16 protein-coding genes and 2 pseudogenes are annotated in these 14557 nt (G+C 44.7%); 4 read left to right on the forward strand and 14 right to left on the reverse strand.

The features are described 5' to 3' along the window. Window positions 1-368: 368 nt before the first annotated feature. The 3 genes from G358_RS0123540 to G358_RS30765 all read right to left on the reverse strand — a co-directional run bounded on the left by G358_RS0123540 (window position 369) and on the right by G358_RS30765 (window position 2549). Entirely contained in the window at window positions 369-986 is a 618-nt protein-coding gene (locus tag G358_RS0123540; RefSeq protein ID WP_019639717.1) for a TIR domain-containing protein, read from the reverse strand. Then, window positions 979-1728 carry a hypothetical protein gene (locus tag G358_RS30760; protein WP_019639718.1) on the reverse strand — a complete coding sequence of 250 codons (750 nt, stop codon included), beginning with the start codon at window positions 1726-1728 and terminating at the stop codon, window positions 979-981. Before G358_RS30760 ends, G358_RS0123540 begins: the two co-directional genes overlap by 8 nt. Before the next feature lie 377 nt (window positions 1729-2105). Then, complete coding sequence (locus tag G358_RS30765) at window positions 2106-2549, reverse strand: hypothetical protein (protein ID WP_019639719.1); 444 nt, start codon at window positions 2547-2549, stop codon at window positions 2106-2108. 90 nt (window positions 2550-2639) lie between these two features. On the opposite strand from G358_RS30765, the gene G358_RS0123555 reads away from it, so the two are divergent. Further along, entirely contained in the window at window positions 2640-3143 is a 504-nt protein-coding gene (locus G358_RS0123555; RefSeq protein WP_019639720.1) for a hypothetical protein, read from the forward strand. 366 nt (window positions 3144-3509) lie between these two features. Here G358_RS0123555 and G358_RS0123560 read toward each other — a convergent pair whose 3' ends face one another. The 6 genes from G358_RS0123560 to G358_RS0123590 all read right to left on the reverse strand — a co-directional run bounded on the left by G358_RS0123560 (window position 3510) and on the right by G358_RS0123590 (window position 7129). Beyond that, the gene (locus tag G358_RS0123560; RefSeq protein ID WP_019639721.1) at window positions 3510-3920 is read right to left on the reverse strand and encodes a hypothetical protein; all 411 of its coding nucleotides are present in this window, start codon (window positions 3918-3920) and stop codon (window positions 3510-3512) included. 74 nt (window positions 3921-3994) lie between these two features. Beyond that, on the reverse strand, window positions 3995-4267 hold the full coding sequence (locus G358_RS0123565; protein ID WP_019639722.1) for a hypothetical protein: 273 nt from the start codon (window positions 4265-4267) through the stop codon (window positions 3995-3997). 292 nt (window positions 4268-4559) lie between these two features. Further along, window positions 4560-5234: a polysaccharide deacetylase family protein gene (locus G358_RS0123570; protein ID WP_033404384.1), complete on the reverse strand. Its 675-nt coding sequence runs from the start codon at window positions 5232-5234 to the stop codon at window positions 4560-4562. Window positions 5235-5294: 60 nt separating this feature from the next. Further along, window positions 5295-5903: a YkoP family protein gene (locus G358_RS0123575; RefSeq protein ID WP_033404373.1), complete on the reverse strand. Its 609-nt coding sequence runs from the start codon at window positions 5901-5903 to the stop codon at window positions 5295-5297. Window positions 5904-5951: 48 nt separating this feature from the next. Next, a complete protein-coding gene (locus G358_RS30770) occupies window positions 5952-6224 on the reverse strand; it encodes a hypothetical protein (RefSeq protein WP_019639725.1) in 273 nt (90 codons plus the stop codon). Between the two features lie 458 nt (window positions 6225-6682). Continuing rightward, window positions 6683-7129, reverse strand: a complete 447-nt coding sequence (locus G358_RS0123590; RefSeq protein ID WP_019639727.1) for a hypothetical protein — start codon at window positions 7127-7129, stop codon at window positions 6683-6685. Window positions 7130-7322: 193 nt separating this feature from the next. Between G358_RS0123590 and G358_RS0123595 the strand changes: the two genes are divergently transcribed. Next, window positions 7323-8357, forward strand: a complete 1035-nt coding sequence (locus G358_RS0123595; RefSeq protein ID WP_019639728.1) for an aromatic acid exporter family protein — start codon at window positions 7323-7325, stop codon at window positions 8355-8357. Here G358_RS0123595 and G358_RS0123600 read toward each other — a convergent pair. Genes G358_RS0123600 through G358_RS0123620 form a run of 5 tightly spaced genes read right to left on the reverse strand, consistent with a single transcriptional unit; the run spans window position 8312 to window position 13706 of the window. Continuing rightward, the gene (locus G358_RS0123600) at window positions 8312-8953 is read right to left on the reverse strand and encodes a nucleotidyltransferase family protein (protein ID WP_019639729.1); all 642 of its coding nucleotides are present in this window, start codon (window positions 8951-8953) and stop codon (window positions 8312-8314) included. The genes G358_RS0123595 and G358_RS0123600 overlap by 46 nt on opposite strands. Next, complete coding sequence (locus G358_RS0123605) at window positions 8950-9990, reverse strand: XdhC family protein (protein ID WP_019639730.1); 1041 nt, start codon at window positions 9988-9990, stop codon at window positions 8950-8952. The genes G358_RS0123600 and G358_RS0123605 overlap by 4 nt, the downstream gene beginning before the upstream one ends. Before the next feature lie 39 nt (window positions 9991-10029). Continuing rightward, a complete protein-coding gene (locus G358_RS0123610; RefSeq protein ID WP_019639731.1) occupies window positions 10030-10533 on the reverse strand; it encodes a (2Fe-2S)-binding protein in 504 nt (167 codons plus the stop codon). Between the two features lie 4 nt (window positions 10534-10537). Continuing rightward, window positions 10538-11371, reverse strand: a complete 834-nt coding sequence (locus tag G358_RS0123615; protein ID WP_019639732.1) for an FAD binding domain-containing protein — start codon at window positions 11369-11371, stop codon at window positions 10538-10540. After that, window positions 11358-13706, reverse strand: a complete 2349-nt coding sequence (locus G358_RS0123620; RefSeq protein WP_157274469.1) for a xanthine dehydrogenase family protein molybdopterin-binding subunit — start codon at window positions 13704-13706, stop codon at window positions 11358-11360. Before G358_RS0123620 ends, G358_RS0123615 begins: the two co-directional genes overlap by 14 nt. A 163-nt stretch (window positions 13707-13869) precedes the next feature. Between G358_RS0123620 and G358_RS34650 the strand changes: the two are divergent. Next, window positions 13870-13986, forward strand: a pseudogene (locus G358_RS34650) (helix-turn-helix domain-containing protein); the annotation flags it as partial. A gap of 53 nt (window positions 13987-14039) precedes the next feature. Then, window positions 14040-14383: pseudogene (locus G358_RS32635) on the forward strand (aldo/keto reductase); the annotation flags it as partial. Between the last annotated feature and the right edge of the window lie 174 nt (window positions 14384-14557).

Below are 14557 nucleotides of genomic sequence, written 5' to 3' on the forward strand. Positions count from 1 at the left end.
CTAGGTTACCGAACCTCAATCCATACCCCACTTTCTAAAGATTTCAATGAAAATCTAACTGCTATTCGGTCAGCCCAGTTCGAGGTGAGCCTCACCATTCAGAACGAATATGAAAATGAGCATTAAATCACCCTCGTAGATAATGCTGTGTACGAATTATCGTTCGACAACAGTTTTAATGATCTAATTCTTTATAGTTCCCAAAGTGATTACTGGAACCGTGGCTGAGTCACTCTCTTTTGGAAAGGGAGTGACTCCAAAAATTTATATTTATTAACGAAAAAAGTTACATGAAGAAAAAAAAAGAGCCAAACGGCTCTTCTATAAGTTGAGTATCAAATACGGTCTTAAGTATCTTTGCTAAGTAATCACCAAAAATATAATGGATTGGGTTGGATTTTAGGGGTTTCTAATGAAAGTTTCTTTTTTATTTTAAAATCTCCTTTGCGCTTCTCAAATGCTTCATCTATATATTTTTCCGGATTACTAATAAACGAAGAATACTTCATTACCGCGCAATATACTTGATCGTCTGAATAGTGTGCTATTATGCCATCATATTCATGATTTTTGTAAACTAAATCAGGCAGATAATATTTATGCAGATTTGTCGGTAATCTCAAAGTAATTCCACAATTACATTGTGTGGAAGTGCATGTACCTGACTGGTAGATTTGATCATAGACTTCATCCCTTACGACAGCGAGTAATCCATTGGGGTTGCTCCCCCATAATGAAGCTTGAATTTCAGAGTTAACAAAAGGCCTTCTTGCAGTTTCATACCCAACGATAACCAACGTTACCGTGGAATCAGACAAGAAGTCTTCTCGAATACTACGCATAATTGTTTCTTCGGCGTTGTTCGTATTAATATCCCCATTAGAGACTGATTTGTCTATAAAGTGGTCTCCACCAAACTTTTCAATAATGAGATCTTTTAAGTCCTGATCATTAGCATGGTGATAGCTTATAAATGTCTTATGCATTATACGATCCCTCCCATTTCTTAGTATTGACTTCAAATGTGCCTTCGACAGTCGACTTAAAAAATTGATTAACTCTAGTAAACCCATCACAGATTTCTCGATATCTATAGTAATGTTTCTGTACCTCAGTTATTGGAGTCATATGAAAGGGGATTACTGCCCCGCCGTTAATAGGAGTTACGCTGTCTGTATCGGCAACTCTCTTATACCAACGCCTATAATTATTTTGATGGGATGTAAGGAACTCGTTAAGCATCTGAACAATCTCATTTGTAACATTATAAAGTTCTCGCTGTTCACCCTTATTACTCCATCTGCCGCGCTTCTTCTCATTATCCAAGATTTTCATCTCTTCCCGGAAAAATTCATATGTCTTATAGAATGAGGTCAATGTTTCATCAAAGTTGTCGCGTTCAAGGTCGATTTTGAATAGAGAGCGTTTCGTGTCGAGAAAAGATCGGACAGTTCTTTTATAGAGTCTAGCCGGGTTATCAAACATAAGATTAAAACCGCCCAAACTGAGCCTTTCGATTTTAAAGGCCCACTTATTTGTCATCAGCAATAGGAAAAAGCCCACTAGAACCAATAAAGGAAGTATCCCAAAAAAGAATGTTGAGACTAACTTTATATTCTGAAAAAAACGGGTTGTATTCAGGAAGCTAAGATCGTATAAAGAGCATACAACCAGTACTGCAATAATTATTAATACAATTCCCCAAAATAGGGGATGAAATTTTTTCACACATCTTCCTCCTTGTATTAGCTTGATCTTTAAGTCTTCAAACAGGAAACCAAGAATTGTAGTCATCACTTGCCTGGTAGTTTTAACGGTAGATTATTTCTCTTTAAATTCAGCTTTTCTCTGTCACAGAGAATGCTATATCTTCTGGCCCATTTGGAAGCATTATCCTTTAATATTGCTCTATTAGGACAGAAGCCTCAACTAGAACTAAGGACCTCTCCCATAGTTCAAAAATAATTATTGAAATGATCGAGCCCTTGAAAACCTGTACTAATCTGTAATGTCGCATCCCAATCTGGAGCGCCCCAAAATAGAAAGCCACTATCCGATTTATGGATGTGGCTACTTTGATATTCCAATTATTTTTTGAAGGAGATTTAATTCCCTGATTCGTAAACCTTTAATAGCTCTTTGAAAAAGAACGGCTCTCTTTCATGCTGATAATTGTATTCCATGATGGCATTTACGATATCCCACTTTACATTATCCATGATCCCTGCCGGTAACTGATGCTCCTGCAAGTAATCCGATATTTTTGGAACAACTTCAGCATCAATCACTTCTCTCCCCTGTTTAGCGAATTCATTCCACTGCTTATATTTTTGAGGATGATTTGCAAACAAATACTCTGTTAACTTGTTTCTTTCCTCCAAAGAGACCTTTTCCCAGTATATGCTTTGTGAACGCTTAGCTGCCTTGGCCCAGCTTTTCTCGTAGGTCATATTGAGGGTTATATCGGCAGCAATATTTGCTTTGACCGGATGGCCGCTGTTTGCAAACCATTGAATACTTTTTATTTTATGTATGAGCTCCTGATCCATATTGAACCCTCCACCGTCCAGCCGAAAATAAAGAAAACTATTATGAAAAAAATACGTCTAATATAGAAAACAACCAAAGGCGGTTTGCTGATGCATAAATTTCGTAAATTCCTTAAATCCCGAAAAGCTCTCATTTTGTTATTGTTTTTCATTGTAATAGTTGGACTCAATAGCAACGATAGAATGAAGCAACCACGGAATGAATCATCGGTTTCGGTTCAAAGTATTCTCGATCAATCCAGCATAATTCCGCACTATATCGATGAGTCTTCATACGCCGGCGTTGAATTAGAAATAATTAAAACATTAAATGAAGCGATGAAATATAACTTGGAAGAGAATTTTGCGGGTTATCGCTCCTTATTATCCGACAAACACCCGAGTAAAAATGAAGACTTCGATACGACGCTCAGCATCATTGTATCCCTTGACTCGCCTTCATTTAATCCGCTGCCTGATAACGATTTTGAAGTCTTCGTTGATCAGGTGCAAATTACAACCGAAGATCCTACCGCGGCTGTACATTCTACAAAAAAACTTTATATTATGACTCAAGAGCACGGGGAATGGAGAATACTGTCGATACACAATTAACATTTGCCCTTATTTCGCAAAGTCGTCAACAGTATCGGACACCAGAGACCTTATTTACTCTTTACCGCAGAATTTCATAACTTTTCGGACCCAGAAGACCTTATCTGCGTAAATAGCCGCGTTCTCAAGTAAAATTGGGTAAATAGCGGAACCAGGGTCCGATAGCATTGATTTTTTTGTGTTTTTCTGCAAATAACGGAACCAGAGTCCGCAAGCTTCTCAGTTTGAGTTCGTGATGAGGACGGACTCGCTCCAAGAAAAAAACGAAAGAATAGCTGTCTAGGAGGGTTAGTCTATTCATTTTCCCTCGATCTTTCACTCTTGCTCGATCCATCACTTTTGCATGATCCTCACTTTTGCTCTTATCTAGCGGCTTTCCTCGATCTTTTCTATGAATTTGTCTTTGAACTCTTGAAGATCTTTTTGAATAAGGATGACCTTTTTATGATCAAGCAAAATATAAGTCGGAGCCTGGTGAATATTCAACTTCTTCCGAACCTGCTTTCCTTCTCGGGAATCCATGGTCAGTACCCCTGCTTTAGTATATTCTTCCGGATGCTCTGCTACGATCTCATTAAGTACATAAGTTTGGTTAATGTAGTCGCTCTCTTCCGCCAAAATCAACAAGGAGAAAGCGTATTTCTCCTGAGCTAAATACGGGGCAAATACATTCTGGTCTTTCCTGCTGCTCGAGCCGAGAAACGCGGAAATAATCATGAGCAAAATGACGATTCCCGCCTTAAATAAACGTAGTTGCATTTCCGCCTGCGGTTTCAATTTCCCCTAGCCCCCTTTTTCAAAATATAGCGGCAGCACAAAATAGCAGCACAGTTGTGATTTTCTCTCTGCCCCTAATAAAGGTCGCCCTGCTGCAACCCATAATGCTCGGGCAGCAGGTTCTTGCCCACTTCTACGCTGCGATTTACAATCTCTATTAATTCATGAATGGTCCCGCTAATTTGCTCAGTAGGAATACTTTCACCAAAATGCTCCCTATATAGGGCGTTCGCTTCTTCAAACTCCTTCGTATCCAAATTTCTCAACACTGCGTCCAGCCATAATATTGGGGCAGCAAATTGTAGCCTTCCCGAAGGCTTAATTCGATTGCGTTTAATTTTGTCCATTAAATATTATCCTTTTATTTAATGCTTCCACAGTCCACAGCTTTTATGCTATACATGTTAATTACAGATGATTAATACGCGCTACACTAACAAATTTATTCTATTATATAAAATAAGGCCTCTGGAAAAAAGTACATTTCGGTGATTAGCGATCATTCACCATGACTGTGCAAAAAATAGACAGCAACCGAAAAGTAACCTACAACAATTAGGCATAGGCCATTAACAAACAGACTGATCCTGAACAGTCCTCGTATTTTTTAAATCACTGTAAAATGGGGCGATCCGCTCCTCAAGCCATTTCATCCAATCGGACAAACTCCATGTTTTTGGTCTGTAATTGGCTCAGTACTTCCTCTAAAGCTTGCAGCATAATATAAGGAGCCTCGGGATGCGCACCTGCCGTTTCACCACTATCATGAAGCAGTACAACGGAGCCATCGGTAATGCGGCTTAACAATGTAGACTTCAGGCGGGTCCGACTGACTCTCCTGCTCCAATCCCCTCCCATTATCGACCATAAGGTGATGCGATACTGCTTATACCTGAAAAAATCAAACAGATTGATTAGTCCCCAAGGGGGGCGATAATAGCTGGGCCGGGTCCCGATGATAGATTCAATAATATTAGCGGAGCGTTCGAGATGCTCGCGCCGTATCGTCCCGGGCAGCATCATCCAGTTGGATGTATGACTATAATTATGTATGCCGATCTGATGACCCTCCCGGTGCATCCGCCTGATCAGCTCGGGATACTTCTCCGCTTGCGAGCCAAGCACAAAAAAGGAGGCCTTCGCTTGATACTGCTCCAATAAATCCAGCAATTTCGGCGTGTATTGGGGATGCGGCCCGTCATCGAAGGTGAAGGCCACCTGATTTTTAACCTTTCCCTTACGAAAGACGCCAAGACCAAGTAAGCGCGTAATCAAGCTTGGAAGGAACATATAGAAAATTGCGATCCACACCATTCCCCCTATTAGGTATACAAACAAGTCTCCCCCTCCAAATCTATCAATATTTTTTATTTTCTAGCCTCCCAACCCTGTCCCGGGCAATTTTGCTCCGGGGGAGAAGCGATTTTTCAGCGAAGCGCGTGAATGGATCAGCAGCATGGGAACCAGTTGTTCTGTGCGCTGACTGATCCTTTGCCGCCCCTCGGGATGCAAAGCAGACAACAGTAAGCGAAGATAGACCGTTGTCATCCATACAAATATGCCAGGCTTCAACTGCTGCTGCTCAAATCCAAGACCGTGCGTCAATCCCCTGTGAAGCAGCGTAATCCCAAGTAAAGCCTTGACCTGCCTATACTCGGATTTCGATTCGAACGCTTCGTTGATCTGCTGTAAAGATTTGCGCACCATACGAGCCGTTTGCAGAGCAGCCCGGTCCGATCCTTCGGTTTGAATCAGCTGCAGGATTTTACCATTATCGAGATGGAGCTCCCCTACCCATTCGCCCTGATTGATGATTGTAGCATCCTGGCATACAATAGCCTGTCCCCGGTGCTTCTTCAGCATGACTGTGCAAATGCCAAAGCGTGATGTTTGTGACCCGCGGAAATACGAGAACAGCGCAAACACTCTTTCCCACATCATCCAAACAGATTGCACTATTGTCTTACTTATTTTATCTCCCAAATCTACTCACCCTTCTTACGTTTGTTATTTTCTGTTTCTTTTCTGTGATCAGATTATACCTGGCGAAGCTTTCGTTTTATTTATTCCTTTCATCGCGCAGGTTGCCTTTTCAAATACGACAGAGTGGATGTTCTCCTTGACAATTCCGCCAAAGACGGGAATAAGTGGATGCTTTCTGCCGAAGCTGTATACTTCTCGAAGCTCAGAATCAAATGCGATCGACGCGTGATTATAAGGAGCTCTTGTGTACAAACCGATCATTTTCGTGACGATGGTCCGCCGACTGCTCAGCAGAATATAAATTTGTATATCTTTGTTCATATTTTTCAATCGCCGTTTAATTATTGGGTTATGTACTACCATTTATTGTTATTACTATGGTATGCCAAATGGGGAAATACCTAAACCGCCTGAAGCCCGAATTATTACTAGACTATAGTCTTGGAAAAGGAAAATAAGATTTTCGGAAGGAGGCTTTAATTGACTTAGAAGGACGTTACGAATGGCAACAAGAAGGGTATTAAAGTAATTGACAGCATCTGCTTGTTGGAATGATCGTTATTCCTTCTAACTCCAGCAGCTTCATTCCTTGATCGCGAGGCGACAGCTCCCAAATTACATAATTCCCCGCCTTGTGGCAAAAGGCATCCATATTTATGGCGTGGCTTATTTTCGTGATCAATTCATCATCGCTGCCCCCCCTGAAAAATGCATTCTAGTTGGAGACATAAAATCTTAGTTGCATAAACCGTAGTGGTAGTGTGATTGCTTTTCCTATGTTATTTTTGGTTTCTAGCCTTTTTAGTTCGAAATATAACTACAGTTACAATTAATGCGATTATTACAACGGTAGATATAAAAAATATGTTAGATAGTATATTCATTATGTGGAAAGGGGCTTTATGAACATAAACAGCCTTTACCCATTGATTGCTTTCTTTTATTGCAATTGCACTGGAAGTTGATGTCCCTTTTATTTCATAATATTGCGTTCCTTTTGGATAATAGTTTGATGCATGTCCGTAATAATCTCCTGTCATATCATTCGGCTTGGTCTTTACTTCCCCTATGATTTTACCGATCTCAGCAGCTTCGACAATTTCTTCTTGTTTCACTTCATAAACTTTTCCTTTCCAAACAACAAAAGGGTAAGCCCAAGATACGGCCTGAACCGTGGAAGAAATCAAAAATACAAGTATTAAGGATAAAAATGTTATCTTTTTCATAATTCCTCCAATATCTATTTTATTTTATCATAACCAAAAACTTTAGAAACTGTTAATCAATCTAAAACAACAATCTTTTAAAAAACAGCCTATGAATTCCCGTCAACGGCATCATGGTGCAAAGCCTTGACACATAATCGGGTTAAAACGGGAAAAAATAGTTCTGACTAAACTAAATACGGAGAGTAACAAGATGACATCTAAATGGATCGATTTTATCAAATACAATGGGATGGTATGGAAACCCCCTTTAGCTGCCGCACTGTCTTGGGCGTTCGCGGAGTGGGCTGGGTCCAAGCATCCTTATTTAGCTCCTCTGACGGTCATTTTGTCCATTCAATTAACCGTCGACAAGTCCGTGCAATTTGCATGGCAGCGGGTGATCGGAACCGTTGCTGGCGTCCTTTTTACTGCAGCTATAGCGCCATATGTTGGTTTAAACGCTTGGAGTATAGGACTGCTCCTTCTGGTTGGCGCCTTCATCGTAACATGGCTGAAATTGGAGTATGCCCTCTTAATCCAAATTGCTCTAAGCATTTTATTAGTGTTATACTTTCACAACAAAATGCCCAGCTACCCACTGGATCGAATACGCGATACGGTGATCGGTGCTATCGTTGCTTTGCTCATCCAGGTATTCATCTTTCCCCCCGATTCCGTTAACAAGGCTCAAACAAGGATGAACCAATTCGCAGATCATCTATCCTATCATTTCATGAACACTGCGCTTTGGGTAAAAACTGGCTCCCCCTCAAGTGAAGCTAATACACTGCATTCCGAATTGCAAAACTTATTCCAAGAGCTTCATCAAACGACATCTGAGCTAAAAAAAGCGGAGCAAAGCTTACGCTTCAATCCGCTAGGTCGTAAAAAACGCCTTATTCTGAAAAAATTAAACCGGCAAATGGATCAACTTCGCTCTGGGTTTGCCAATCTGGCCGACATGATACGAATTTTCACGAGCTGGTCCGAGAGCGGAAAATTTGCAACAGAGGATCAGCATATTTGGGCCGAGCACTTGAACGCATTAGCGAAGCTAATTTCGGAATGGAGAAGTACATTGGACGATTCGGCCGCCTGCAGCTTGGTTTCCAATGACCCGGCCCTGCAAATACAAACGCCTGCCCATATGGAGAACTATCAGTACCCGTTAGCGTTATATACGAACGCCGAGCAAGTCGTTCAAGACTTCCGTATTGCAGCGGCTTTTTCCAATAAAGCCCGATAATCGTCAGCGGTATCGACATCCATGAACAGGTCTGGGTTGGGGAAATCTAGGCAAATTCCCACCCCTTCTTTCCGAATAAGATGGCTGGCTCCCCGGTCACCTTGGAGTTGCAGAAGCTCCGGGAACATTCGCTGCGCAAAAATAACGGGCGGTCTTGCCAGCCCCTCATAACTCGACGCCACAAAACCAATGCTGCTGTTGATTTGCTGTGTTTGAAAAAAAGCAATCAGTTCATTAATCATCGTATCCGTAATGAAAGGCTGATCCGCTAGCAATATCATGGCGGCTGCCGCTTCCATCGCAAGCACAGCCTTTACGCCGCAGCGAACAGAATGCGCTTGGCCTAAACAGGCTTCTGGACACGTAATCGAGGACCATTTCCGTCTGAATGGCTCCCGGTAAAATGCATCATCAATCCAATCCCCCGCAGCGCCGTTTCGAATAACTAATACATAATCCAGCTTAGAGCTCAGAGCCGCGGCCAGCGCAAAATTCCCCAAACGCATCGAACCGAGCGGAAGCTGAAGTTTATCCGAGCCCATCCGGGTACTTTGGCCTGCCGCCATATAGATGCCAACGATCGGATTCCCCCTCACCAGGAACCACTTGCAAGCTTTCTTTTTGTTCTGTATATGTAGATGATTTCTGCGAGAATGCTCACTGCAATTTCCTCCGGTCCCTCTGCACCAATCTTAAGTCCTACTGGGAAAAAGACCTTCATCTGAACCGGTCCGTCCCGCAGCAAGCGCTCCGTTCTGGTTTTCGATCCCAGAATACCGAGGTAATCCAGCTGCCGCTCAGCAAGCAAATGAACCAACTCCTGATCCCTCCTGAAATTATGCGTCATCACAATGGCATAATCGTCAGATGTAAGATGAATCAGCGGTAGTGTTTCCTCAGGAAAACCTGTTACTATGGATTCGGCATCAGGAAAATAACGCCGCTGGCAATAATCGGGCCTCCAGTCGGAAACGATAACGGAAAAGCCGGTGTTGGCGGCCATTGCGGCTAGCGGTCTGGCATCTGGTCCGGCACCAAATAGAATCAGCCGCGGTTTGGGATAATAAGTATGGACAAAAACATCCGATTGCAGGGCTGCGACAAACTTCATCCCACTTTTCGGCGATTCCTCGGGCGACGTCCATTCCAGCAGCGATGGCGGAAATTCTTCCCTCCACTCCCCGAACAGGTGCCGATCTCTGGTCAAAAATCCATAGTCGCTAACCGAACCATCCGGGCCAAACCTTTTAATGAGTTTGACTTCGGACCGATCATCCAAATATTTTTTCAAAGTACTTAAATGCTCAGCCAGCACATCATTGACCGGTTCCAATGTGACATGAACAACACCACCGCAGCCCGTTTCTTCCCCCCAGGACAGCGGGTGCGAGGATTGCATGTCGAACATGAAGCTGCGCGAAGACGCTGATGCCAATATATCCGGCACGCTGAGCGCCAGCGCAGCTTCCAGGCAGCCCGCGCTGAGTACCCCTACTTGCGAACCATCTTCAAGAAACAGCATGGAGGTCCCTTCTTTGCGATATGCGCTCCCTTCCACATGAATAATCGTCGCAAGCACGCTTCTTAAATCGGTATGCTGAATCGTTTCCAAAATACGATGAATTTCTTCCAAACCTGCCCCTCCTCAGGCTCCCAGAGAATTCAAGCCTTCTTACTTATCCGTGTTAAGATTCCTATTAAGATCCGTGTTAATTGCAAAGACATCCTTTACGGCACGATGAATTTCTTCATAAGAGGTACACCTGCAAATGTTGGATTCCAGCCATATTCGAACGGTTTCTTCATCGGCCTGGGGATGAACATGCCGCAGCCCTTCACAGTTCATGATGAAGCCAGGGGTACAGTAACCGCATTGAAAGGCCTGATTTTGGGCAAAAGCACGCTGTACGGCGGAGCCCGCCAACCCCTCGATCGTTGTAATTTGCTTCCCCCAGGCTTCCACAGTGAGCATCAGGCATGATTTCATAGGCTGGCCATCTACTAGAATCGTACACGCGCCGCAGTCTCCGTTATTGCAGCCTGGCTTGCACCCTGTGAGCCCAAGATGATCACGAAGCGTATACAGCAGGGTCTCCGCAGCCCTTACTCGGACCGTTTGCTGTTCCCCGTTCACCTGTAATTCGACTCGATAATGATCGGCATCGAAGGATGACATCCTTTCACCTTCTTTCCAGTCTATGTACCGCATCCGCCATCGTTTGCTTCAATACAAATTCCCGGTAAGCGGCTGATCCCTCCACATTATCCAGTAATGAAGCAGGAAGTTTGCCGGTGGCCCGTTCAATTCTTGCCGTAATTGGTAAAGATGAATCGTTCAGCACCTGCTCGATTGCCGCGGATCGAAAAGGGAATGCGCATACACCGCTAAAGGCGGTGCGCATCTCATCATTTTTCCTAAGCGCAGCTACGGTAACGAGCGGGTAGCCGACATGGCCAATCTCCCGTTTTTTGAAATACGCAAATGGCAGTGATACATCATCGCGGTCGATGAGAACCTGGACAAGAAACTCTCCGCTCGTAAGCCTCATTTGTTGGTTGAAGACTTTATGAATAGAAGTTACTCTGATCCCCTGTGTTCCTGCGATAACCATCCGGCTATTTGCTAACAGCAAGGGAAGGACGGCCTCCCGATAATGAATTTTGCCGCTAATGTTGCCTCCGAGCGTGATTTTATTCCGAGATGTTTGGTCAGCGACTCCCTGTGCCGCTGCACTGAGGAGCGGAAACGGGTCGGCTTCGGACAAAGCCGATAACGTGACACACGCACCGATCACCAGTATATCCTTCTGCATTGCGAGTACGTTGCATTCTGGAATGGACTTTAAATCGATAACAGCTCCCGGTTGAATGGAGTTGACTCGAGCAAATGTAATGATTTCCGTCCCTCCGGCGTAATACATTGGTCTTTTCCCTTGCCTTTGCAGATTTTGGAACAAATCCACAGCCATCTGAACGGTAGAAGGATGGAAGTATTCAAAATCAAACGGAATCATGCATCGTCCTCCAAATCATCTCCGGCGTCAAGGGCAGCTGATTAAGCTCTACGCCAGCAGCTGCTGACAAGCTGTTCGCCAATGCCGCAGACATGCCAATCAAACCATGCTCACCGATTCCGCGCAATCCATATGGTGCTTCCAGATGAGGTGTCTCGACGAAATCCACGAAATACTCGGGCTGTTCTCCATAACGAATGAGCTTGTAGGTTCGAAACTGGCGATTCAATATGGCCCCGTTTGGGTTGAAGCGGAAAGCCTCGCGGCTAGCAAGACTTAAGCCCATACTCATCCCGCCCGTCACCTGAGCACGGGCAAAACCCGGGTTGATAACCCGGCCCGCATCGATAACCGTTGCTGCTTTAACGATTCTATAGGTGTAATCCCTTGTATTTAACTCCACTTCAACGGCCTGTGCGCCTACCGTCCACTCCGGTCCAGTATTTCCTCTACCGGTTATAGGGTCCAATAATGTGATATTACGCATCGTATAGCTCCCGCGTCCGATAACCTGGCTACCAATCGTGTTGCCGTTCGGGAAGGTGTATCCGTTGGCGATTTGTTCAATAGCTACTCCCAGCTCGGGGCGAGTTTTACGGAAGACTCTCCCTCCGCCAACATCCAGGTCTGCCGGCGGACATTGAAGTACGATGGAAGCCATGTTTTTTAACTGCATGATTGCATCTTCAGCGGCCTGCAGAATGGCATTGCCCACCAAAAAGGTGCTCCGGCTAGCGACCGTCTTCCATAGCTCGGGGTCTTTATCGGTCTCTATGTCCATGCGAATCTGTATCTTCCGATCATCCATGCGGAATCGTTCCGCCAATATTTGAGTAAGGGCCGTCCTGGTGCCTTGGCCGATTTCCACGGCACCGCATAGCAGATGAATGCTTCCGTCCGGATTAAATTTGATCATAGCCCCCGCCCCGGCATTGGTTGGCGTATTTGAATTTTTCCAGAAGCAGCATATCCCTGTCGCTTTAATGAGATGGCCGTTTATTTCGGCTCGTGGACGGTCGTTCCAATCGATTAGCGTTTTCAATTTGGTAATGCATGTTCGTAAATCGCCGATATTGCTTCTATTCAGCAAAGTTTGTGTCGGGGTCGTATCCCCCGGTCCGATTGCATTCATATAACGAAGCACCAAAGGATCCATATTCAATCGATCCGCCATCCTATCCATAGCCCTTTCCATAGCGAACGTCAGCTCCGGATGTCCGAAGCCGCGAAAGGAAGTGGAATAGGGATGATTCGTATACATACATAAAGAATCACACTGAACGTTATCGATTCGATAAGGCCCCGTGCAATCGGTAGCTCCCGCACGGCTCATGATCGCTCCCCGGTCCGAGTAAGCTCCGCCATCAAACAGGTGCAGAATTTCGGCGGCCATTATTTTGCCTTCCCGGGTGCAGCCAAGTTTAATTGTTGATTCCAATCCGATATGAACTGGAGAGGAGACCATGTCCAGCTCCCTGGAATTTACCAATTTGACAGCTCTTCCGCCAACGGCAAGCGAAGCCAAATAAGCGAGATATTCTAACTGAACTGCCGATTTGCCGCCATAGCTTCCTCCTACCAGCGGAGTGTGAACGGTGACTTCGTGAAGCGGAATATGGAAGTAGCGGCTAATATCCTTTTGGATCACATAAGGGGATTGCGAAGCGGAATGGATGTTGACTTTGCCGCCGGGCAAAATTTCTGCTATACTGCATCGCACTTCCATCGCGGCGTGATCCGATTGAGGCAAACGGACCTGAACCGTAACGATATGTTCGCTATTCCTCCACCCTTCCTCCATATTCCCCTTGCGGATCCTTGTCCGGTTGGCGATATTCGTTCCCGGCTCCGGATAAGCCTGTTCGCTTATTTCGTATGCGGCCAGATGCTCATGAATGAGCGGCGCACCGGTCTGCAAAGCTTCGCTTGGACTTAGGACAACAGGCAAAACCTCATAATCCACTTGAATTTGAAGAGCAGCCATCTCGGCAATATATTCTTCCTCCGCGACAACCAGGGCAACCGGCTCGCCATAATATCTCACTTTGTCCATTGCGATGGGCGGCCGGTCTGCCAGCGGCGACCCGGTCAATACCGGGTAATACGCTCCTGTAATGACGGCCTTTACGCCTGGTATCCTCCAGGCTCTCGACGTGTCTATCGATTTAATCTTGGCGTGAGCATGGGGGCTGAAAGCGATTTTGGCATGCAAAAGTCCCGATCTCGCAAAATCGTTAATATAGCGGGCTGCCCCCGTAACTTTTTCGCCTGTTTCCTTTCTGGGAACGCTTGTTCCAAACGAGCGACCGATCTTCGCCCCCTCCTTTTTGCAAATAATCCTCCTATATGTATATGTGCCCCTTACATTTATTATTGTTATATAATTTCGTATAGCGTATCAAAATGCATTCGTTTTGAATCAACGATGATCTTATTCTAAGCTTTATATGATGCTGAGGTGAGGATGATCCAGATATGAAGTTTCTAGCTTACAGAAAGGGCTGCAAGTGTTGGATCTATTGAGGGCCAAGCACGCTTTGACGCTAACCGAAATTGCCGAAGAGCCGGACATGAATAAAACGACCGTTTTTCGTCTATTGCACACCTTGGAATAAATGAATTATGTGTTGAAAGCTGGTAAGTATTATCGCGTCAGCCGGGGATATAGGAGAACGGCATCTCCTTTATTCCGTATTTCCCGCTTGCTTCGGGCTTATTGACAGGTAAATATTCGCTCGATGACAAGTTCCAGGACTTCCGGGCAAGTTTACCTATTTCTAGGGGGAGCATTTGTGCATAACCTGAATAAAGTGGAGCGAATACGCCAAATCGCCAACGCCAAAGGCGCCGAAATCGCCCGTGTCGTGCTGGCCTGGTACCTGGCGCAACAAGCAATCGACGCCATCATTCCGGGGGTAAAAAAACTCTGAGCAAGTTTTAAACAACTTAAAAACTGCGAATGTCCAACTAATCGACACGGAAAACCAGGACATAGATCGTATTTTTGCATAAAAAAAATATCAAGCAGACTTAAGCCGGGTCAACCAGATCCGGCTCTCTAAGTTTTGTAATCGTACCACATCATTCATGCAACCTTAAGTTCAGCTCTCGCGTATCATAGTTAGCACAGGCTTAGAAGAGAGGGCCCGCTATCGAAGTCCGGACAGAAGGCATTAATCGTAGAGT

The sequence above is a fragment of the Paenibacillus fonticola DSM 21315 genome (assembly GCF_000381905.1).
Taxonomy (GTDB): domain Bacteria; phylum Bacillota; class Bacilli; order Paenibacillales; family Paenibacillaceae; genus Fontibacillus; species Fontibacillus fonticola.